The organism is Comamonas sp. Z3 (genome assembly GCF_008121565.1).
GTDB lineage: Bacteria > Pseudomonadota > Gammaproteobacteria > Burkholderiales > Burkholderiaceae_C > Comamonas > Comamonas brasiliensis.
The window spans coordinates 339231-361104 of sequence record NZ_VOQU01000007.1 but is presented as its reverse complement, the minus strand read 5'-3'; the positions used below and the strand labels follow the sequence as shown (position 1 = coordinate 361104).

The 21874-nt window shown below is 60.1% G+C and carries 19 protein-coding genes; 11 read left to right on the top strand and 8 right to left on the bottom strand.

What is annotated here, in order from left to right:
• Positions 1 to 334 precede the first annotated feature (334 nt).
• Together FSY59_RS21380 and FSY59_RS21375 are read left to right on the top strand one after the other, a co-directional pair.
• Complete coding sequence (locus tag FSY59_RS21380; RefSeq protein ID WP_148729630.1) at positions 335 to 2509, top strand: autotransporter-associated beta strand repeat-containing protein; 2175 nt, start codon at positions 335 to 337, stop codon at positions 2507 to 2509.
• A gap of 284 nt (positions 2510 to 2793) precedes the next feature.
• Positions 2794 to 3219, top strand: coding sequence for a hypothetical protein (locus FSY59_RS21375; RefSeq protein WP_019042173.1), 426 nt, complete (start codon positions 2794 to 2796; stop codon positions 3217 to 3219).
• A 33-nt stretch (positions 3220 to 3252) separates the two neighbouring features.
• On the opposite strand, the gene FSY59_RS21370 is transcribed toward FSY59_RS21375, so the two are convergent.
• Complete coding sequence (locus FSY59_RS21370) at positions 3253 to 4395, bottom strand: PQQ-dependent sugar dehydrogenase (protein WP_003053808.1); 1143 nt, start codon at positions 4393 to 4395, stop codon at positions 3253 to 3255.
• A 188-nt stretch (positions 4396 to 4583) separates the two neighbouring features.
• On the opposite strand from FSY59_RS21370, the gene FSY59_RS21365 reads away from it, so the two are divergent.
• Both FSY59_RS21365 and FSY59_RS21360 read left to right on the top strand, forming a co-directional pair.
• On the top strand, positions 4584 to 5288 hold the full coding sequence (locus FSY59_RS21365) for a YebC/PmpR family DNA-binding transcriptional regulator (protein WP_003053809.1): 705 nt from the start codon (positions 4584 to 4586) through the stop codon (positions 5286 to 5288).
• Between the two features lie 129 nt (positions 5289 to 5417).
• Positions 5418 to 7292, top strand: coding sequence for a hypothetical protein (locus FSY59_RS21360; protein ID WP_255439634.1), 1875 nt, complete (start codon positions 5418 to 5420; stop codon positions 7290 to 7292).
• 18 nt (positions 7293 to 7310) lie between these two features.
• Here the strand turns inward: FSY59_RS21360 and FSY59_RS21355 are convergent, their stop codons facing one another.
• Positions 7311 to 8285 carry an NAD-dependent epimerase/dehydratase family protein gene (locus FSY59_RS21355; protein ID WP_148729629.1) on the bottom strand — a complete coding sequence of 325 codons (975 nt, stop codon included), beginning with the start codon at positions 8283 to 8285 and terminating at the stop codon, positions 7311 to 7313.
• Between the two features lie 206 nt (positions 8286 to 8491).
• Positions 8492 to 9382, bottom strand: a complete 891-nt coding sequence (locus tag FSY59_RS21350) for a LysR family transcriptional regulator (protein ID WP_003053812.1) — start codon at positions 9380 to 9382, stop codon at positions 8492 to 8494.
• Between the two features lie 92 nt (positions 9383 to 9474).
• Between FSY59_RS21350 and FSY59_RS21345 the strand changes: the two genes are divergently transcribed.
• Genes FSY59_RS21345 through FSY59_RS21330 form a run of 4 tightly spaced genes read left to right on the top strand, consistent with a single transcriptional unit; the run spans position 9475 to position 13451 of the window.
• Positions 9475 to 10452 (top strand): tripartite tricarboxylate transporter substrate binding protein, encoded by a 978-nt coding sequence (locus FSY59_RS21345; RefSeq protein WP_003053813.1) that lies wholly within the window; start codon positions 9475 to 9477, stop codon positions 10450 to 10452.
• 2 nt (positions 10453 to 10454) lie between these two features.
• Positions 10455 to 11459 (top strand): tripartite tricarboxylate transporter substrate binding protein, encoded by a 1005-nt coding sequence (locus FSY59_RS21340; protein WP_187427954.1) that lies wholly within the window; start codon positions 10455 to 10457, stop codon positions 11457 to 11459.
• Between the two features lie 23 nt (positions 11460 to 11482).
• Entirely contained in the window at positions 11483 to 12550 is a 1068-nt protein-coding gene (locus FSY59_RS21335) for an isocitrate/isopropylmalate dehydrogenase family protein (RefSeq protein WP_019042166.1), read from the top strand.
• Positions 12551 to 12569: 19 nt separating this feature from the next.
• On the top strand, positions 12570 to 13451 hold the full coding sequence (locus FSY59_RS21330; protein WP_148729628.1) for an amidohydrolase: 882 nt from the start codon (positions 12570 to 12572) through the stop codon (positions 13449 to 13451).
• A 424-nt stretch (positions 13452 to 13875) separates the two neighbouring features.
• Here FSY59_RS21330 and FSY59_RS21325 read toward each other — a convergent pair whose 3' ends face one another.
• The gene (locus FSY59_RS21325) at positions 13876 to 14469 is read right to left on the bottom strand and encodes an isochorismatase family protein (protein ID WP_148729627.1); all 594 of its coding nucleotides are present in this window, start codon (positions 14467 to 14469) and stop codon (positions 13876 to 13878) included.
• A gap of 108 nt (positions 14470 to 14577) precedes the next feature.
• On the opposite strand from FSY59_RS21325, the gene FSY59_RS21320 reads away from it, so the two are divergent.
• Positions 14578 to 15558 carry a GlxA family transcriptional regulator gene (locus FSY59_RS21320; RefSeq protein ID WP_003053824.1) on the top strand — a complete coding sequence of 327 codons (981 nt, stop codon included), beginning with the start codon at positions 14578 to 14580 and terminating at the stop codon, positions 15556 to 15558.
• A 217-nt stretch (positions 15559 to 15775) separates the two neighbouring features.
• On the opposite strand, the gene FSY59_RS21315 is transcribed toward FSY59_RS21320, so the two are convergent.
• Positions 15776 to 16531 carry an ornithine carbamoyltransferase gene (locus tag FSY59_RS21315; protein ID WP_370458239.1) on the bottom strand — a complete coding sequence of 252 codons (756 nt, stop codon included), beginning with the start codon at positions 16529 to 16531 and terminating at the stop codon, positions 15776 to 15778.
• Between the two features lie 221 nt (positions 16532 to 16752).
• Positions 16753 to 17322: a nucleotidyltransferase family protein gene (locus FSY59_RS21310; protein WP_003053827.1), complete on the bottom strand. Its 570-nt coding sequence runs from the start codon at positions 17320 to 17322 to the stop codon at positions 16753 to 16755.
• Between the two features lie 285 nt (positions 17323 to 17607).
• Here FSY59_RS21310 and FSY59_RS21305 point away from each other — a divergent pair, with 285 nt between their 5' ends.
• Entirely contained in the window at positions 17608 to 19230 is a 1623-nt protein-coding gene (locus FSY59_RS21305) for a sensor domain-containing diguanylate cyclase (RefSeq protein WP_187427953.1), read from the top strand.
• 466 nt (positions 19231 to 19696) lie between these two features.
• Positions 19697 to 20131, top strand: a complete 435-nt coding sequence (locus FSY59_RS21300; protein ID WP_003053852.1) for a hypothetical protein — start codon at positions 19697 to 19699, stop codon at positions 20129 to 20131.
• 208 nt (positions 20132 to 20339) lie between these two features.
• Here the strand turns inward: FSY59_RS21300 and FSY59_RS21295 are convergent, their stop codons facing one another.
• Together FSY59_RS21295 and FSY59_RS21290 are read right to left on the bottom strand one after the other, a co-directional pair.
• The gene (locus FSY59_RS21295) at positions 20340 to 21440 is read right to left on the bottom strand and encodes a catalase family peroxidase (protein ID WP_255439628.1); all 1101 of its coding nucleotides are present in this window, start codon (positions 21438 to 21440) and stop codon (positions 20340 to 20342) included.
• Complete coding sequence (locus FSY59_RS21290) at positions 21373 to 21762, bottom strand: hypothetical protein (RefSeq protein WP_019042853.1); 390 nt, start codon at positions 21760 to 21762, stop codon at positions 21373 to 21375. Before FSY59_RS21290 ends, FSY59_RS21295 begins: the two co-directional genes overlap by 68 nt.
• Positions 21763 to 21874 lie beyond the last annotated feature (112 nt).

Here is a 21874-nt window from a genome sequence, read left to right as displayed (position 1 = left end):
GAGCGCCTGTTCTGTACTGCTGCCGATTGTGGCGCGAAACCAGAGGGGAATGATGCTTGGCGTCCGCTATCCAGCGCAGATGCGAAGGCCGGTTTGCGAGAAGCATAGAGCGCTGGTCCGGCGGCTTGGGCTCGGCAGCCTCAGGTGTTCAATGGCGGCCTGCAGCCGCAGTCGCTCGAGCCTTGCGTGGCACGCCGGTTGCGGCCAGTCCAGGCAGCCACTGGCACAAGCCGCGACAGGGTAATAACCGTACCGTACCGACTTGTTATGTCACGAGGGTTTCATGGTTGGTCTTGAACATGGCGAGCTTTCGCCCATAGAGATCCGTTAGCGTATGCAAACTTCCGTTCATTTTTCGGCGCCCAGGACAAGCTTCGCGCTCCGCGCCGTCGCCCTGGCAACTCTCCTGACTCTGGCAGCATGCGGTGGCGGCGGGGGTGTCGAAGAGACCGCCGAGGGCTATGTCATCCCCGGCCCGCCCGCAGGACTGGGCTCGCAGACATTCAACACCACACCACAAGCCGCCACCAGCATGCCTGCGTCGCGCACGGATGTGCCCAAGTACCGTGAAGATGCCACGGTCTACAACTCCGGCAGACACGATGCAACGGCCGACGGCAACAACTCCTGCTACGCCGATCACACCACCAACAGCACGCTGCGCATCCTGTCGGGCTTTCTCGACATCTGGGAGCCTTCCGAGAGGAAGATGAACGGCTTCAAGGCCTCCGACTATGCCGGCATTTTTGCCGCCGGTGCGACCACGCCGGACAAGAACGTGGCCGGCAGGGAAGGCTGTGATGCGTTCGCCTTGACCAGCTGGAATGGCGTCTGGCATGTGCTGACTGCCGACAACACCAATGGCACGCCAGGTCAGGCGCCAACGGCCGGGACTACGGGATCGGTCAAGAGGAACGATCTGTTCCTGCAGAACATGGCGTATTCCTCCAAGCTGACCACGCAGACCAGCTACACCGATGCGCAGAAGGAAGATATCAAGCTGGACGATACCGGCAACAAGGTCACTCGCACCGTCATGGGCGGCTCGCTGGGCCCGCTGGGCCAGGCCTGGGACGATCTTGCGAAGAATCCCAAATCGGGATGGGGCGACACCAGCACGCAGACCAATCCCGAATTCGGCGCGGTGCTTCAGTTTGTGGACAATGCCACGGTGGGCAACATTGCTTCGGACAACGGGCCCAAGGGCTTCTACAAGTTTGCCCGTCCCTATCGCTGGTCTGCTGCAGACAGCAGCCTTCCGGTGGTCAAGGTGCTGCCTGAACTGCTGGCGCGCCGCGCGGCAGGCGATGACGCGGCGGCAGCCCAGACGAAAGCACAGCAGGACTCCGATTTCCCCAGTGGTCACACCGCCGAATTCGTGCGCTACTCCATGGCCGTTGCATATGTGGCACCGCAGCGCTTCCATGAAGCGGTCGCCCGTGGACTGGAGGCCGGAGAGAACCGCATCCGCGCAGGCATGCACTCGGCATTGGGCGTCATGGGTGGGCGCATGCTTGGCTCCTCCGTCTGGATGCCATTCCTCAAAGGTGCCGGGGATCGAGGCCTGGCCTATACCGAAGCCCAGCGTGCGGTCGTTTTCCAGCAGGCACAGGATCAGCTGCGGACCAAGCTCGGCGCGAAGACCGGGGTCGAGCTTTGGAATATCGCCCACTCGGCCAGTGTCAGCGAAGACCGTTTTGCGGATTTCCAGGCCGCCAGAGCCGATTATCTGCGCCGCCTGACCTTTGGCTTTGCCAAGGACAGTGCCAAGGCAGGCAAGCCTGCCGTCGTGCCAAAGGGAATGGAAACTCTGCTGGAGACCCGCTTCCCCTATCTGAGTGCCGACCAGCGACGCGCAGTGCTCAAGACCACTGCCATCGATTCGGGCTATCCGGTGCTGGATGACGAGGAAGGCTTTGGCCGCCTGAACCTGTTCGATGCGGCCAGCGGCTATGGCCGGTTTGAGGCCGACGTCAGCGTCACCATGAACAACCGTACCGACGGCTTCTGCGTCTCAGGTTTCTGCTCCTTTGATCGCTGGCGCAACGACATCAGCGGCGGAGGCAAGCTGACCAAGCGCGGAGACGGCACGCTGGCATTGACAGGTGCCAATACCTACAGCGGTGGCACCGTCATTGCTGCGGGCACATTGCGCGCCGACTCTTCGTCCGCGATGGGCAAGGGGGCGGTCTATGTCGATGGCGGCACGCTGGCCACCAACGGCCTCCAGGTCAATGTGGCAGGCAGCTACACCCAGAAATCCGGTACGCTGAATCTGGCTCTGTCCGCAAGCAGCGCCGGTACGCTGGTGGTGAGCGAGCACGCAGCGCTGGCCGGTGCGCTGAAGGTGAGCTTTACCCAGGGCTACGTTCCCAAGGCTGGCGACCAGATCGTTGTGCTAACCGCCAAGGGCGTACACAACAGGTTCGATAGCGTTGCCGTGGATGGCTTTGCCAAATCCACCGTGAGCTATGGCGATACCAAGGTGACCATCACGCTGGCCAGCTGAGCCGGCATGCCAGTCAAGGGCCTGCGCGGTTCGACCGCGCAGGCCTTTTTGCTTTCGGGGTGCCTGATGGTGCCGGGGCGCATGCATGCTCTCACTGGCCAGCCTCGATGGCCAGATATCGCCCGACCTGAGCATGGGCGTCTTTGAGTACCGTCGCCCGGCATTGGACCGCGAAGCTGGCCGCAGTAGGATATCGGCGGTCTGGCAGCCTATGTCGAGGGACGGCTGCGCGCCGTCACGGCGGTCACGCCGATTCGCAGGATCAGACGGGAAGCCTTGCATTGATGAAAACAACGAAGACGCTTTGGGAGCAGCCACACGGCAAAGGCCTGTCGCTGCTGATGTGCCTGTTCGGAATTCTGGGTCTGATGAGCGGCTGGATGCTGCTGGAGGCGGATTTTTCCGACGGCTGGCAGTCTTCAGGACGAGCCTGGTGGGCGCTGTTACTGCAGGCCCTGTTGGCGCTGAACTCGGCTTTGTGCTTCACGCTGGTGTGGCTGCTGTGGACTCGCAATCGCGCAGCGGTGTTGGTGGGCGCTCTTTATGTGGCTCTTGGCATTGCCAGCCAGGGCGCCATGTCCTGGTATGTCTCCAGGCTGGGCAGCCGTGTCGATGCGTTGTCCATCGGCTTCTGGCTTGCCGAGGCCTTGTTCTGGTCGGCCATTGTGGCTTATCTGTACTGGCTGCGGCGACGGGCTGTGCTGTGCTGAGCGTCGTCGCAGCTGCAGGGAGGCGAGGGCTGCTCAGGGCTTTGCCAGCACGCGCAGCAATTGACCATCGGATGAATCGGTGAGCAGGTACAGCAGACCGTCCGGACCCTGGCGCACATCGCGTACGCGCTGGCCCAGGCGCGGCAGCAGCACTTCGGTGGCGGTGACCCTGCCATCGGCAATCTGCAGGCGCTGCAGTTGCATGGCCTTGAGCGCACCCGTGATGAAGGAGCCTTTCCAGGCCACGCCATAGCGCTCGCTGCTCAGATAGGCGAGCCCCGAGGCGGCGATGGACGGTACCCAATAATGCCGGGGTTGCTCCATGCCTGTTTTTTCGGTGATGCCGGCACCAATCTTGCCGCCTCCATAGTTTTCACCATAGGTGATGACGGGCCAGCCGTAGTTCTTGCCCGGCTCGATACGGTTGAGCTCGTCACCGCCCTGCGGGCCATGTTCTGTCATCCAGAGCTCGTCTCCTGGCCCCAGTGCGGCACCCTGGCTGTTGCGGTGGCCATAGCTCCAGATCTCGGCCAGCGCATCGGGCCTGCCCGCAAAGGGGTTGTCGCGAGGCACGCTGCCATCCTTGTTGACGCGTACGATCTTGCCCAGATGGGTCTGCAGGTTCTGGGCCTCCTGCATGGCCTTGTAGCGCTCTCCGAGCGTCAGAAACAGCGAGCCGTCGGGTTTGCCGTTCACCTTGCGTTCCACGATGCGGCAGCCGAAGTGCAGGGCCGAATCGATCTTGGGGCGCTGGCTGAACAGAATCTGCACGTTTTCCAGGGTGCCGGAGTCGGCTGAAAGTCGGGCTTTGGCCATGGCCGTGCTGTTCTTGCCTCGGTCTGGTCCTTGCCCCGGCTCCGAGAAGCAGAAATAGAGCTGACGGTTGCTGGCAAAGTCGCTGTCAAGCACCACGTCCAGCAGGCCGCCTTGCCCGGCTGTGGCGATGGCAGGAAGGCCTTTGAGAGGGGCGTTGAGCCTGCCCCCGGCCTCCACAATGCGCATGCGGCCAGGGCGCTCTGTCACCAGATAGCGTCCGTCCGGCAAAAAGGCCAGTGCCCAGGGGTGCTCCAGTCCTGCTGCCACGGCTTGCGTGCCCAGCTCGGCGGCAGCCAGGGCGTGCGAACCGAGCAGGGCCAGCACGCTGCAACTCAGGGCTTGAATGGTGGTGCGATGCATGTTTTCTCCTCTTGGGTGGCTGGGTGGCAATGTGCTGTTTGCCTGTGCTTATGACCCGGGCTTGATGCAGTTTGCCAACAAAAGATTGCGCGCAGGTGTATAAATCCGGCTTTTGCTCGCCGCAGTTTGGCGAGCGGCCTGTGTGTGCACAACGCAGGCTTGGACCATATTCAACAAGGAACGCAGCCATGGGCGCGCAATGGAAAGCAAAGGGCAAGGCGCTGGTCGCCGATGCCAAGGGTAAGCTGTTTGGCAAGCTGGTCAAGGAAATCATGGTTGCTGCGCGCCTGGGCGGCGGTGATCCTGCAGCCAATTCGCGTCTGCGCATGGCGGTGGAAGCGGCCCGCAAGGCTTCCATGCCCAAGGACACGCTGGATCGTGCCATCAAGAAGGGGGCCGGCGTTGGCGCCGACGCCGTGAACTACTCCAGCGTGCTGTTTGAAGGCTATGCCCCCCATCGCGTGCCCGTGATGGTGGAGTGCCTGACCGACAATCCCAATCGCACGGCTCCCAATATGCGTGTCTGCTTCCGCAAGGGCCAGATGAGCGCCGTGGCCTGGGATTTTGACCATGTAGGCATGATCGAAGGCGAGCCTGAAAACGGCGCCGACGTCGAAATGGCCGCCATCGAAGCTGGCGCGCAAGACTTCGAAGCTGGCGAAGAAGAAGGCACCACCCTGTTCATTACCGATATTGCCGATCTGGACGCCGTGAGCAAGGCTTTGCCCGCGCAAGGTATCAAGGTGCTGTCGGTCAAGCTGGGCTACAAGGCCAAGAACCCCATCAGCATGAGCAGCCTGTCTGCCGAGCAGCAGGAAGAAGTTCAGGAATTCCTGGCCGGTCTGGAAAACGACGACGACGTGCAGCATGTCTACGCCGGTCTGGTGGACTGAAGCCATTGCAGCATGTCAAAGAGGGCGGCCCTGGGCCGCTCTTTTTTTGCCCTGAGTCGTCCCGGGCCTGCGGGCAGGCAGCAGCTTTCTATACTGCAAGTCTGCTGAACTGTCTTGTGGATCGACTTCATGGTTTTTTTGCCGCGCATCCCCGCGCCTGTTTCCCTGACCGCCATGGCGGTGGCCTTGCTGCTGGCGGGCCCTGCGCCGCAGGCGGCTGAACCTGCAAGGCAGACGGGGGCTGCCGGACGGGCGGATTTGCCCGCCGAACAGGATTCGCCTTTTTTGAGGCTGCGCCGTGCCGTCGTCGAGGCCGCACAGGCCAGGCGCTGGGACGATGCGACCGCGCAGGCGCGCAAGCTGCTGGACATGACGCTGCCGCGTGGCAATCCTTACGAACAGCTCGATGCTTCGGGTTTGCTCTACGCCTTGCTCTATCAGCAAGGGCAGTACCCGCAGGCCGTGTTGCAGACCGACCAGATGATGGCTCTGGCCGCCGCCGACGGCTACGACCCGGTCAGCGGGCAGATGCAGGCGCTGATACAGCGCGGTCTGACGGCCGCCATGATGGCCGGCGATCAGGGCGCACTGGCTCGCTATCTGCAGGCGCTCCAGCAGGAGTCCAAGGCTTTTGCGCCACTGTGGCAGTGGAATACGGCAGACCAGCAGCTGAGCTACCAGGCCGCGCAGCTCACCGTGCCGCTGGTGCAGGGGCGCTGGGTACTGGTCCAGCTGGAGCCGGCCAGGGATCGCAAGGAGGCCGCGAATCTGGAGTATGTCTATCTGAAACCCGATGGCAGGCGCCTGCGGGTCCGCATGCGGCTCGGCTATGACGTTGGTCTGAAAGACATGGACGCAGCAGCCAGGCAGAAGTCGTTGCAGCAGGAACGCAGCTTTTTTGCCAGCGAGCAGACGCCAGAGCCTGGGCTGAGGCTGCCGGCCCTGCCGTTCGCTGACGTCGTGCAAAGCCAGCAGGCCAGCCGCGAGAAAAGAGAAGAGGGGAGGCCCGATGTCCTGCATCTGGACTGGGGGCTGGTGCGCGGTAACTGGAAACTGAGCCTGCACGCCGAGCAGATGGACAGCGAGAGTGACAGCGCGCTGCAGCAGCTGCCCCAGCTGTGGCAGGCCATGCAATGGCCCAAAGCGCCCGAGCTGCCGCCCGAGCTGCCGCGCCAGGAGCGCGAGGTGAGCCATGCCTGGCGGGTCGATGACGATTGGTCCAGGGCCGGTCAACTGGCCCGCGCGGCCTTGGCCGATGCGCAGTTCCCCGCCGAGCTGGCACGCCTGAATACGGTGGCTGGCATCTCGGCCTTCAAGGCCGCTCAGCAAGCCGAGGCCGGCCGCTACCTGGAGCAGGCACTGCAGGCCTGGCCCTATGTCAGCCTGTTCAGGCTGGAGTCCGAGCTGGTGGACCTGGCCCAGCAATATGGGGCCGAGCTGGCGGCGCAGCAGGGTCGTGACGCCGATGCCGCGCGACTGATGCGCCAGTACCTGCGCAATGCCGGCGGGCTGCAGAACATCTGGGTGCAGGCCCGGGACCCGAAGGTGGCCGACCTGGAAAATCGGCATACCGGCATGGTGCTGCCCATGCGTGCGGCCGGCTTTCATCTGCAGGAGCCGCAGGATTCGCAGCGCATGATGTACCGTGATCTGATGACGGGACAACTGCTGGGCCTGACCACGGGGCTGAAGATCCCCGAGTCCGACGAAGCGCAGGAGAAGCTGTTGCGCACCGCGCTGGAAAAGCAGTTCCGCTTGACAACGGGGAGCTTGAAGAAGCGCAGCTTCACTGCGCAGACGCGCTCCAGGGACCGTCGGCCTGAAGGCCGGCAATGGACGTTTGAAGTGAGCCTGCAGGAGAGCAGGCCGGGCGCAGCTTCCGTCAAGCGCGTCGTCTTCTGGATCGTTGACCAGGGCGCAAGCCGCGCCATCCTGCGGGCTCCGGTGGCGAGCCCGCGCGAGCAAACCCGGGCCGAGCAACTGGCCCAGGCGCTGAGTTGGTAGCCTTTTAACTATTGATACTCATTTGATAGCTGCTTTCGAAGGCTGGGCAAGGGATTGCTGCTTATTTCTCTGAAATTCATCGGCAATCAGCGCCAGCCCCTGCCGGTAGCCGGTGACGGCAAACCCCGGAAATGCCTGCTTGAACTTGCTGGAGTCAAACAGATTGTCGTGGGCATAGCGGGTCAGCAGCTCTTGCAGCTCGGCCACGGGTTTCGAGATCAGGCCGGCTACGCCCAGTGCCCAGCGGGGCAGTCTGTGAAGGCGGGAAGAGCGGCCAAAGCTCTGGCTGGCCCAGTCGATCAACTGCTTGTAGTTGGGGCGTGCATCGTCGCATGGCAGATGCCAGGTCTGGTCGTAAGCATCGGGTGTGTTGCCCAGCAAAGCCAGTGAGCGGCTGGCATCGGGGGTCCAGATCAGGGTGCGCAGACGGTCGTCTCGCACCGGGGCCAGCGGTGTCTTGCCGGCCCTGAGTCTGTCAATCACCAGAGTGTTGGTAATGCTCTGCGTCTGGGCAGGGCCGTAGAACTCGGGCGCCCGTGCGATCAGCACGGGAATCTCCCCGCGTGCCATTTCGGACAGCACCATCTCGGCCATGGCGGCGCGCACCCGGCCTTTGCGTCCCAAGGGGGCGAATACCGTCTGCTCGGTCTGCAGCTGTGCGTCCTGCGGGTACATATAGGTGTTGTCGAAGTAGACAAACGGGGCCCCCGCAGCGCGGCTGGCCGCCAGGGCGTTGCGCAGCATGCCTGGAAACTGCTGCTCCCAAAGCTGGGTATCGGGAGGCAGGCCTGCGGTGAAATAGACCACACTGCTGCCCTGAACGGCTCTGGCTGTTTGCGCGGCATCGAGTAGGTCGGCGGCTTCGAGCAGGTCCGAGTCATGTATCTTGCGCGGCCTGCGGCTCACCAGCTTGAGCTCATCGGTGTAGTGGCGCTTGAGTTCGCGCGCCAGCTCGGTGGCGATCTGCCCGTTGGCGCCCAATATGGTCTGCATTCCTGCTCCTTGATGAATAGCTTCACCAGCCTTGATGGCCGGGAATGGTGCAAGCGTAAGCTTGAAGCTTGGTTCAAGGTCAAGCGCAGATTACGCAGGAATGACGGGCCCTCCCGCTCAGTCCGGAGGGAGAGCAGGCTTGAGCGAGGCATAGCGCGCTTCACCAGCAGCTCCCATCAGGCAGCCGTCTACTCACAGCTTTGCGCTCAGTTCAACTGCTGGATATGAACCAGTCGCAATGCCCTCTGGAGTTCCTGAGCCATGGCAGAAAGAGCCTTGCCCCGTCGCGAGATCAAACCGATGCTGCGCAATACCTGCGGCTCTACCAACGGGATGCCGCAGAGATCGGTTCCGCTGATTGCGTGCTGAGGGACAGCGCCCACGCCCACCCCGCGCCGAACCAGGCTGAGCAGGCTGGGGACATGTTGAACTTCGCATACCCAATGGGGTCGGGTGACGGTGTTTGACAGAGCCTGGTCGATGAGCAGGCGATTGCCGCTGCCTTGCGCTTGAGTGACACAGTCCTGATGCGCCAGCTCACTCCAGCAAATGCTGCTGCGGGTGGCCAGAGGATGGTCTTTGCGGCAGGCCAGCACAAAGGACTCCGAAGCCAGTTCTTCGAAGTCGAGGTCAGGCTCGCTGGCTCCGAGATAGCCGATTCCGAAATCCACTTCGGAGCGTGCCACGGTCAGCAGGATGTCTGCAGCGGGTTGGTCCAGGATGCGCAGCCGAATGCGAGGGAACTGCTTCTTGATCTGATGGATGGCGCTTGCCACCACCGTATCCACGACCGAAGGGATGCAGGCAATGGTCACCAGGCCGTGCAGCCGTTCGTTGAGTTCGGTCATCCCTATCAACGAGGCCTCCAGTTCGGCCAGTACATGCTGGGCACGAGGCAAGAAAACACGTCCCATGGCATTGAGTTCCACTTTGCGAGTGGTTCGCTCCAGGAGCTTGAGCGACAGGGCTTGCTCCAGTTTTTCGACCCGTCTCGATAAGGCCGGTTGGGAGATGTGCAGCAACTCGGCTGCGCGCTTGAAACTGGCCAGCTCTGCCACAGCCACAAAGGCTTTGAGATCAGCAATGTCGAAATTCATTTGAAAAACGCATCAATGAGAAGATTTTTTGCAATTTACTGCATTAATTAAATCACTGATCATTCGCCCAGAACATAAGAAACGGAGACGAAATGCGAGGCTTGGGTGATTTCAGAAAAGCGTGGCTCGCCGCAGCCGCTGGATTGATGCTGGTGAGCTCGGCAACAGCTCAGGGAAAGTGGCCCGAGCGTCCTATTACGCTGGTTGTTCCTTTTGTGGCCGGTGGCGGTACAGACAGCATCGCACGTGACATAGCCAGCCAGTTGTCAAATCGCTTTGGCCAGCCAGTTGTCGTTGACAACAAGGGTGGGGCAGGTGGCTCCATAGGCGCGAACTTTGTGGCAAAAGCCAAGGCCGATGGTTACACGCTGCTGTTTGCGACATCCACTTTTGCGACGAACGCAGCCATTGATCCCAAGCTGCCCTACAAGCCGGAAACTGACTTTGCTCCGGTGGCAATGATCGGTCGTGGGCCTCTGCTTCTGGTAACCAACAAGGCTCTTGGGGCGAAGTCGGTCGCGGATCTGCCAAGGATTGCCAGAACACGCGAAGGCGGCATCAATTACTGTTCAGCTGGCGCAGGCAGCATCAACCACCTGTCTGGCGAACTTTTCAGGCAGCAGGCGACGCTTCCAATGACGCATGTCCCTTTCAAAGGCAGCGGCCCTGCTGCGCTGGAACTGCTGGCAGGTCGTGTGGATGCATTCTTTGCCACGGTGCCGACCATTCTTCCGCACCTCAAGACCGGCAAGCTGGAGCTTCTGGCCGTCACCAGTGCTCAGCGCTCCAGCCTGTTTCCGCAGGTGCCCACCATGGCAGAAGCCGGGATCAAGGGCTATGACGTGACCACATGGTGGGGTGTGCTTGCGCCCGCCGGGGCGTCACCAGAGATCGTGAATCAGCTCAATCAGGCCGTTAATGCAGCCGCCGCTGCTGAGCCAGTGCGCTCGCGTCTCAAGCATGAAGGCGCAACGCCTATTTCCCTGAGCCCGAAAGCCTTTGCCGCGGAACTTCACGATGAGTTGGGCAAATGGAAAGCTGTGGCAAGCAAGCCCGGCATGGAGCTCTGAGCATGTTGCCATCCCACGACCCATCAGGCCTGGTGTCGAGAAGACAGGTGCTGGCTGCCATCTGCGCTGGCTCTGCAGCGGCGGCCGCGAGCATGGCAAGAGCGCAGGCAGGCTTTCCCGGGCGGCCAGTTACAGTCGTCGTTCCGTATGCGCCAGGAGGACAGGGCGATGTATTCGCACGACTGATTTCCAGCGATCTGGGCAAAGCACTTGGGCAATCCGTGATCGTTGACAACCGTCCTGGCGCCAGTGGAGCGCTGGGTACACGCATGGTGGTGCGCGCTGCCGCTGATGGCCTGACACTGCTGCTGGGCCAGACCGGAGAGATCGCCATCAACGGTGCGGCCATGAAGAGCCCAGGCTATGACAGCCTGAAGGATCTGCAAGGTGTGGCCCTGGTTGGTGACTCTCCGCTGGTGCTGGCGGTTCCTGCCAGCGCACCATGGAAATCGCTGGACGACCTGATCGCCGCAGCCAAGGCGGCGCCAGGCAAGGTGGCATACGCTTCGTCCGGTACGGCAACGCCCGGGCACCTGGCCGCAGCAGCCCTTGCAGAGGCCGCCAAAGTGCAAATGGTTCATATTCCCTACAAGGGAGCCGGTCAGGCGATCACCGACCTCATTGGCGCGCAGGTGCAGTTCTTCATGGCCAGCACGCCATCCATCCTGTCACATATCAAAGGCGGCAAGGTGCGGGCATTGGCGGTCACCGGTCTGGAGCCCATTGCGGCGCTGCCTGGGGTGCCCACGGTTGCAGAGAAATTTCCGGGCTTCGAATTCAGTCTCTGGGGTGGTTACTTCGCTCCCAGGCAGACGCCGGCGCCGGTGGTGCAACTGCTGTCGCAAAGAATCAACCAGATCGTGCAGCAGCCCGCGTTGAAGGCACGCTTCGAGGCAGAAGGCACTTTGGTCAAAAGCTATACGCCGCAGGAGGTGGATGCTTTTGTCCGCAAGGAAATCACCAAATACCGGCAACTGGTCCGAAGCACTTCCGTATTGATTGACTAAGCGTTGAAAAAAGAGAGTTGAGTATGAAACTGGTTGTATTGCCCGGCGATGGAATCGGCCCGGAAACCATGGCCGCCACAGTGGAGGTGCTGGAGGCTGTATCTCATAAGTTTGATCTGAATCTGGCCCTGGATCACGATATCGCGGGCCACGAGAGCCTGCGCAAATATGGTGCGACGGTCACGCCGGAACTCCTGGCCAAGGTCAAGGCTGCTGACGGCCTGATGCTCGGCCCCATGGCCACCTACGACTTCAAGGACGAAGCCAAGGGGGAGGTCAACCCCTCCAAGTTCTTTCGCAAGGAGCTGGACTTGTTTGCCAACATCCGGCCTGCGCGAACCTGGGCTGGCGTGCCACACAAGGTGAACGACTTCGATCTGGTCGTGGTTCGTGAGAACACCGAAGGCTTCTACGCAGATCGCAACATTGCATCGGGCGGCAGTGAAATGCTGATCACGTCCGACGTGGTCGTCTCTCTTCGCCGGATCACCCGCGAATGCTGCGCACGCGTGGCGCGTTCGGCCTTCGAGCTGGCCCAGCGCCGGCGCAAGCATGTCAGCATCGTCCACAAGGCCAATGTGCTCAAGCTGGGCGACGGCATGTTCATTGAAGAATGTCAGCGTGTCGCCAAGGATTTTCCCGAGATTGAGGTCGACGAGTTCATCGTCGACGCCATGATGGCCCATGTGGTGCGTGCGCCTCAACGCTTTGACGTCATCGTCACGACCAATATGTTCGGCGACATCCTTTCTGACCTGACGGCCGAGCTGTCCGGCAGTCTGGGCCTGGGAGGATCCGTCAACGCCGGCCAGCAATATGCGATGGGGCAAGCGGCTCATGGATCTGCGCCGGACATCGCAGGCCAGGACATCGCCAATCCGTTTTCGCTGATCTTGTCGGCCAGCCAGTTGCTGAACTGGTACGGTCAGCGCAGCAATGACATGCGTTTTGTGCGGGCCAGCGAGGCCATCGTCACCTGTGCAGGCCAGGCTGTCGAGCATGGCGAGGCCACACGCGATGTGGGCGGTCAGCTCGGCACGGCCGCCACAGGCAGCAAGCTGGCACAGCGTATCGCTGCGTTGACGCTGTGAAGCCGGGAAAGGCGAAGTCATGGAGGTAGTTGAACGAAGTTCAAGGACGGAGGCCGGGCCTCCGGCTTTCCGCTGCGACACGCACACCCATGTATTCGGGCCGCAGCATCAATATTCCATGGATCCGATGCGGCACTACACACCGCATCAGGCATCTGTGCAGGCGCTGCGGCAACATTTGCAGGCTATCGGCATGCAGCGCGTGGTGCTGGTGCAGCCAAGCGTTTACGGATTTGACAACCAGTGCCTGCTGGATGCCCTGACCGAGCTCGGCGACAGTGCGCGTGGCGTGGCAGTAGCACCGCGCGACGTCAGCGAAGCTCAGCTGAAGGTCTGGCATGCAGCAGGTGTGCGAGCAATCCGCGTGAACCTGCAAAGCTCGGGCAACGAAGACGTCGCCTCGGCTTGCAACGAACTCTCTTACTGGAGTGAACGCGTCTGTCACCTGGGCTGGAGTATCCAGCTGTATATGGCATACCCGGTGCTGCAAGCCGTGAGCACGCACCTGAGTCGGTTGCCGGGGTCTTTTGTCCTGGACCATTTCGCAATGGTGCCGTTCTCGGCTACAGCCTCTCAAGATGACGGATTGCTGCTGCGGCTTGCTGAAAGTGGCTGCATATTTGTCAAGCTTTCCGCGCCTTATCGTCTGGCTGATGCGAAATGGGCCCGCGCATGGGCAAGACATCTGGTGAGCCATGCTCCAGAGGCGATCCTGTGGGGCAGTGACTGGCCGCATACAGCCAGGGATGCTGGCGTCCCCGCCTTGGAGCCTAGTCAGTTTCGCACGGTGCCTACCCAGACCATCCAACAGGACATCGCTCATTGGCTGATGGATGACGATGATCAGCAACAGGTGCTGGTGAAAAATCCTGCGCGCCTGTTTGGCTGGGCTTCAGGTTGAGTGCTTCATCGGGCTTGAGATCTCAGCGGCGTTAAGTCGAAGAGCTTTTTGCTGGAGTGTCTGAAGTGCTGTGGAGTTGCATTCATAGATTGCTGCGGGGGGCTATAGTGGCTCGCTTGCTGCCGGAAGTAGCAGCCATTTCAGTGCGGAATGCAGCTCAAGCAAGCCTGGTGCTCACAACCGGGTAGCAACCGCTTGGCTGCTTCACAGACAAAGCGCTTGAGCGCTTTGCCGAGGAGGAAGGCCGAGCAGAAAGGCCGAGCGGGCCGCGACACTTGCCCAGAACATGCCCTGGTGCTGCCGGGCGATTTTGCGCAGACATACAAGCTTGGTATCTCAAGGCCGCCAAGGGCTCCCTCACTTGGGCGCAAGCCGGCACATGCCCGTCAACCAGAGCCGTGTGAGTACCGGACTCAGTCAAACTTCAGTGCAGCGCAGCGCCCGAGGGGACGACGACACCGTACAAATCGGCAATGGTCGCCAGCGCGCAATGATGCAACTGCTTTGCCTCTACGTCTGCCACGGCACTGCGCAGTGGGCGTGTGGCGCAGGCATCGGCCACGATGGTTGGCTGGTTGCCGCGCAGAAAGGCTCCCTCGGCCGTGAATGTCACGCACATATGTGTCATGAAGCCGATGATGATGAGTTGCTGGCGGCCTGCTGCGTCCACCAGCTCGCCGAGATTGGTTCCAACAAAACTGTTGGGGGCCTGTTTCACCACCACGGCTTCGCCGGCCATGGGCGCCACGCTGGCGTGAATCTGCCCGATGTCCTCCGTGATGTCGTAGGCAGAGCCCGCGCCGCCGTCATGCATCACATGAATGATCTTTGTTCCCGCTGCACGTGCGCGGGCAAGCAGGGCTGAGGCTGCTTCCAGCGCAGGCTTCCAGCCCGTGAGTTCCATCACGCCGTGTGTGTAGGTGTTCTGGTAGTCCACCAGCACCAAGGTGGCGTTGGCCAGGTTGGCAGGCGAGGCGTCGAGAGCGTTGAGTTCTCTCAGGGTCTTGGAGGGCGTCATGGTCCGGCTTCCTTGTCAATGTTGAGCGATGAAGGAATGGTAGGAATGCGGGGGAATGTCTGCAATGTCATATAACATGCAGATTCAGACATTCTCTGCAGGCAGCACATGGAACGCCTCATCGTCATCGTCCTGTTCAATCAGGTGGATCTGCTGGACATGACCGGTCCCGCCGAAGTGTTCTCGCTACTCGAGCGTGAGATGGATCAGCCCACAGGCTATCGTGTGGTGCTGGCGGCCGAGACATTGGAGGCGGTGCAGACCTCCGCAGGAGTGCGTGTGCTGCCCGACATCACCTTTGCCCAGTTGGCGCGCAAGCGCATCGACACGCTGGTAGTGCCTGGTGCGGTGCAAAGGAATGCGGCGCGCGAGTTGCGCGCCGTGGTCGACCCGCAGGTCGTCTCTTGGGTGAAGAAGCTGGCTGCCCGTACCCGCCGCGTTACCTCTGTCTGCGTGGGCGCACATGTGCTCGCCGCGGCAGGGCTGCTGGATGGCAAGCGTGTCACCACGCACTGGTCCACCGCGCAGCAGCTGGCGGCAGAGTACCCGGCCGTGACCGTGGATGCCGAGCCGATCTTTATCCGCGAGGGCAATCTGTGGACGGGGGCGGGTCTGACAGCCTGTCTTGATCTGGCTCTGGCCCTGGTGGCAGACGACTTCGGTGAGGCAGCAGCACAGCGTGTGGCCCGGCAGCTTGTCATGTTCCTGAAGCGGCCCGGCGGGCAGAGCCAGTTCAGCGTAGCCATAGCCCAGCCTTCGACCACACGTCGCATGGACGCGCTACGTCATTACATAGCGCAGAACGTTGCTAGACCGCTCACGCTGCCGGTTTTGGCCGAGCGAATCCATGTCAGTGAGCGACAACTGGCCCGCCTGTTCAAGACCGAGTTGTGCACCACACCTGCCGCGTACATAGAGTCCGTGCGTGTGGAGATGGCACGCAACCGCCTTGAGACGTCCGATGAGTCATTGGTGCGCATCGCCACTGCCTGCGGCCTGGGCACCACCGATACACTGACTCGCGCTTTCCGCAGGCAACTGAACACCACGCCTGCCGAATACCGCAGCCGATTTCGCACCCATGAATAAAGAGGCTGGCCACAGAACCGGGCAACTCATGCGTAGCTACTGCTCAAGCGTTCAGACCAGGTATCACCGGCTCGCAGCTTGCAAGCGCTGCCGCTCAGATTTTCTTGCTTGCTTTGCTCTGGCAAGCTTCCAGTTGAAACGGACATCGGATGCCGGGTCAGGCATAGTGGCTGTCTCTGTCAGAGACTGGCATCAATCTCTGCATCGATACGGAAGCTCAGCGGGCGAGCAGGTATCGCAGAATTGCTTTTTGCACGGGCAGCAATAACGACTTTTGACTGTACCCGGAGAAGCGTGGATATTGCACCGGGTCAAATGCAATCTCGCGCCCAATGGAAAATGGCGGTGTCGCAAGCAGCATGGGCATGCCCATGCAATCCAGATCTGCCACAGTGAGTGACTTAGCCATTGCTTCGGCACCGCTTGGCCAGCCATCGGTAATGACAATGTCAGCGACCCGGGGGGGAGTTGATGCAAATTCAACGTATGGAAGGGTCTCATGCAGCCGTTCATCGCAGATATGCATGATTGGCAGTTGCAGCGAGAAAGCCAGCTCGTGCCACGACCGCAGCACATTGGTCGTCGGGCCCCACAAACAGATGCGGGCTTGCTCAATGGGCGCGATCGACCTATCAATGTAGAAAGCGTCAGTTAGCACCTCACATGGATGCCCCATGCCGGACATGGCAATGATTACCGGGCGTTGTGACGCAAGGGCAAACTCCGCGAGGCGCTGATGATTGGATTCCCTCACGACATAGACATCGTAAAAAGGGTCGAGATAGCCGGCCAGATCGGCAGCTCTCTCGGGCGTTTTGAGCAAATTGGGCAACTCGACAAATGATAAGCCAAGCTCTTGAAACGCCTGGATGAAGCTTGTGCGAGTGCGAATGCCGTTGCGTTCAAACGACCAGGCCACCTTGCCCTGGAGAGATTGGCAGGACGTATCGACAAGCGCCCAAATGGCACGCACTCGCTCAGCGTTCAGTTGCGAAAGGTCGATAAGGTTTATGACATGCCGCTCGACGAGACTCCGGGCAGTATCTCAGAGACTTTGCCTTCAAGATCACGCGTCTGGCTAGCCACCCCAATGCCACACTTCGTCAGCATCTGGGTTTGACCGAGAGTGGCGATTGACCTGCCGCGGCTTTCTAGCCTAAGCAGGCATACACCCGAACATTCGTCTCGATGAATTTATTGAGACTGCTCGCCCTGCACAAGAATTTTCAGCCATGACCAGCGTGCTTGATAGGACTCGGCCTTGCGTTGAAAGAGATCACGGTGCGGCGTCAATGGGTTGGGCGCCAGAATGCCGTCATAGATCAAGCCGAGGTTATTCGGAGCATAAAGTTCATCTGGGCGAACTCCCACGCAAGTCGCTGGAATAAGAAAGCGATCTATTCCGTCGGAAGAGCTGCGTAGTGCCTTGTAAGGATGACCGAAATATGACTGATACCACAGGTGAACCCGGGCTTGGTTCGTTACTTCGACCCTGATACCTAAATCATGTAAAACATGATCAGCATGCGCTTGTACTTTCTGTTCGGCAGTTTCAGAGGTACTAGATGAATCAAAGTAAAAAAGATCGTAATCCTTGATGGAATCCTCAGGATTCCTTTGTGCCTGCAAATTCCACACTGTCTGGAATAGGCAGCCTGCCACAAGCCATCCATCTGGGAGATTCAAATCCTTCCACCGTTCAAGAATCGTACGGTTGTTGACGTTTTGGAGGATATCCGCAACAAATCGCTCAGGGGTAGGCATCTAGACAGGCAATCCAAAGGTGAGAAGGAGGCTCTGATCGATTGTGCCCCACATACCCAAGATCGTTTCTGGCCGGGAGGCTAGTGTCTCAGAACGACCCATTGCGGTCGCTCGCAAGATCACTCGCCAGTGTCTGCTTTCGGCGGTAGTGGTCGCTCGACACTGGAAGCCGGATGACTTTTCCTGACTTTTTGATTTAAGCGTACTTGTTACCATTTGCTCATAACGGCCTGGAGGGTGTACGTGAGCAAGGCATTTCCGCAGCAAGCTCAGCACAGACGGTCCATGCGATCCACCGTGCGCATGGTGACTCTGGGGGGGGCGCTCGCCTGGCTGGCCTTGGTGGCCAGTCTCGGGTGGTGGATGTCACAGAGACTTGTGGCGTCGGAATTGGACCGTTTGGCGGACAGCGCTGAGTACGAAGCCAAAACAACCGCACGCATCATGGATCGGCTTTTCACTGAAATGGTGAGTGTGGCCAACATGGTGGCACGTCAGGGACTGGTGATCCAGCTCGCCACCCGCTATCGCACGGATCCGCCAGGCCTGGTTCAGCTCACACGCCAACAGCGCGCAGCTCAGTTCACGCAAGACCCGTTGGTGCGCAAAGTTGGTGACTTCATGAATGAGCTGTCCAGCGATCTGCGCTATGCCCGCATCTACATGAACAATATGTCGGACGACACGATCACAGCCAGCAACTGGGCTGAGTCCGACAGCATCGTGGGAATGATCTATTCAGGTCGGCCTTATCTCGTTGACGCATTGCGTGAAGGCAATGGCCATTCGTTCGGTATCGCGCGCCTGAACAAGACGCCATCCTATTTCGTGGCTAGCCGTATTGAGAGCGAAGACGATAAGCCCCTAGGTTCCGTCACCGTCAAGTTCGATGCCCCAGATATTGTTCCCTACTTATCAGGGAGCCACATTGCGCTTATCCTGGATCGCCAGGGTCGCGTGACCACAGCGTCGTCCGCGCCATTCATGCTACGCAACGCGCAAGCGCTTCTACCGCCAAGTTTCGCAGTTGCTGATGGAAGGAGCACCTTCCCGGAAAGTGGCGAAAGTCCAGGCGAGCCACTGAATGCGCGCGCAGTCTCCAACACAGATCAGTGGATCATTGACGGCAAGTCCTACCTGCTACGGCATGAACCGCTCTCCAATACCCAATATCAACTGATCACACTGGCGACTGTGGATCACTTGCCACTCATGCGTAGGCAGCACATCGGGTTAGCTGGGCTGGTAGCGTCGGTGGGTCTGCTTTTCATTCTGCTTAGCGGTCATGCGATTGGACTGATGGTGGAGCGACGGCAGGACGAGTGGTACGCGGCCAATCATGATGCACTAACCAATCTGCCAAACCGACGCAACGTGCTGGGTCAACTGGAGCAGTTGTTCGCTCAGGCGAAGCAAATGCAGCAATGGGTAATGGTGGCCTTCATCGATCTGGATGGGTTCAAAGCGATCAACGACACCTATGGCCATGAGGTCGGCGACCAATTCCTTGTCGAAGTCGGTCGACGCATGAGTACCGGTTTGCGTAAGAGTGACATGCTGGGACGATTAGGTGGTGATGAGTTCGTCGTCATTGGACTGATTGCCCCGCCAAGCCTCGCAGACCAGGACAAGACCCTGGAGGCTATGCGCAGCCGCCTAGCCCCGCTGCTGATCGGGCGGTATGAATTTCCTGAATGCAGCCTCGACTATCCCGGCGCTAGCTTCGGCATCGTGATGGTCGATCCATCCATCAGCTCGACACAGACCGTGCTCAAGGAGGCTGATCTGCGTATGTATGCGGACAAACAAGCAAGGCGGAGGTCGCAAAGGGAGTCGGCAAAGAGTGACGCAGCCGGTGAAACATGGAAACTGCCAGAGCACAGTACACGGATGCCGCTGCCAACCTAGCTCCAATGAACGCAGGATGTCGGCCCAATGCACTCGAAAGTGCGTCTAGGATGTTGGCCGTCATTGGCATATATGAGCTAAGCGACTACAGATAACTGCAGCAGTCGTTCGGAGGTGCCCCGCGGCTGTCCGCTAATGGCCGGTAGCAGCCTGCCGCCAAGGAGTGCTCACTATCCGTCGCTGTCGTTTGCTGCACCTCGATCAACGCCTGCAGTTTTTGATTGCCACATCACCATCGGCGCGACTCCAACGCCAGTATCTGCTACCGGGCTGTCGCCTATTCATCTTCCTAGGGGCTAATGCCTCCTCAGAATCTGGAGATGGTCCAGTGCAGGTTTTTTACTGGGTCGCCACATCAGTTCGAATCAGCCTCTGGGTGGTACTGAGGGGGTCTTCGAAAATTCCCGATTTTCAGCGAGCGAGATTGTTACGACGATGGGTCCACTCAGTTCAAGTGGAGACAAAAATGCGATTCGAATTCCGTTCAATTGCCACACGGGCCCGATATGCCGGACATGGCTTGTTCATCGCAGCGGCCTTGTCTGGCGCGCTGGCGCAGGCGGGCTCCTTGCCTTTTGACATGGCAACCACCTCCGAACAGCGATTTCAACTGGCCTTGGAAGCCCAGACTGCAGGTGACTACACCCCTATGCTCGCGTTGCTGCGCCAGGCGGCCCGAGATGGCGAAGCTCAAGCGCAGGAAACACTGGCATGGGTTCTTCTGGCCGGCCCAAACTTGTACGGTAATGCGGTGAAGGCGGATCGCTGCGAGGCAGCTCACTGGCTGCGGCAAGCCGTCGCAAAGGGGAGTCAAACGGCCAGAAGCCAGTTGAATTTTCTGAACCGCCTGCGAAATGCACCGAGCGGCCAGACGGCCTGCGCATCCGAGTGGAAGGGGTGACACGCACAAAATCCCTTTCAGATCGCAGCGTCATCTTCAAGGATGTGCCACGTGCCCAACGTGACTGGGGGCATGGCACTGTGTGACCGCTACCGTCCGATCAACGACGGTCAAAGATCGGCCGGTAGCTTGCTTTCCAGTTTTGCGCTTGCTTGGACATGGCCTTGCTGGAGCTAAGGAGGAATGTACTGAGCTTGATCCTCGAAGTTCATTGACCACTCAAGCGCTTGCCAAATGACACCGCATAGGCCCGGGAGCGAAAGTGGAGCACCGGATCATTGGTGGGCGCAATGCCGTCGGCCATCACCATCGGATCAAAGTTGATCGGCTCGCACAAGCCTCCTTTTTGAGTCGAAGCGCTGGTGATCGTCAGGGTGCCGGCCTTGAACTCAGGTCGCTGTGCGGGCCATGACTGCGTGGGGTCGTCCTGCGCATCACCTGGCTGTCCGACTGTCACCAGCATGTCCCAGCGAGCCGTTTTTTTCGATGTGCTGCTGATCAATGCGGTTTCCAGAAAGTCCGACCCAGCCGTCTTCAGTGCCTCGTTGCTTAGCGGCTTCTCTCCTTCCTGCGGTACGAAGCGCCAGCGCACCAGAGTCACCTTGTCCTGTGCATTGATGAACTTGAAGGTGTGAATGCCGAAGAATGCGCTGCGGGTGTAGCTGTCGGGAGGGTTGTGGCTGGCCAGGTATTGCGCCTGAGCCAGGTTGTCAGGATGGGAGGCCCTGAATGCTTTGAGCTTTTCCGGGTCCGGCTTGCCGGTGGCTGGATCGGGGCGCTGAGCCTCGATCAAGTCCAGGAATGTTCCTGGGTGGGCGGCACCGAACATGGGGGTGTTCAACATGGACATCTGGTGCAACTGTCCCTTAGGGAGCTTGAACTGCAAGGCCATTCCACGCGCGCTTTGGGCAACATCTGGCGCCTTGGGGTTTCCTCCTGCCAGCGAGAAGCGCGCAATCACCGGAACGGCTTGGCCGGAAAACAGTGTGGAGCGCGAATATCTGGCAGCCTCGGCGGTAGCGGTGAATTCGCCCACCGCGCAGCTCCCCTTGATGTGATTGCGACGCTCTCCCTGGTGAACGCCAAAGGTCGCTTCCAGGGCCTGGACCACCCGCGGTGCAGTCACCTGCGGCTCGGCTGCCTGGGTGAAAACCGGCGCCACCACCATGGCATAGCTCAGCGCAAGCTTCATTTTTCGGAGCTTCATTGTTTCTTCCTCTTGATGATCCAGGCTTGAGTTCTCAGGGCTTGGCGATGTGCCAGCTGTTGTTGAGCAATCCATCTCCCGTCCTGTCTCCGGGCTTGGCATCCTTGGCCCAGTAATAGAGAGGGCGGCCCTTGTAGGCCCATTGCTGGTCACCGTTGTCGCGGACAACCATGCTCCAGTCACCGGTAGCCGTCACACCCGGGGTAACCATCAGAGGGGGCCAGTTCGTGGCGCAGCCACCGTTGCATACGCTCTTGCCGGATCCTGCGGCATCTTTGTCGAAGACATAGAGCGTCATCTGGTTGGGGCCTACGAGCACGCCATTCATGGCAGAAGCGGGCGTCTGCGCCTGGGCAGCAGTTGTCACGGCGCAGGCCGCCAGGAACACCGAGGTGAGGGTGGCGAAGGAAGCGAGACGGGTCATGGAGATCTCCTTGAGGTTGACCTGCTGTAAACAGTTCAAGGACGCTGTTTATTCCATTGAAGACTCTGCCCTTTCATCCTTCGAGGCTGGCCAGGCAGAAATCGTCTTATAG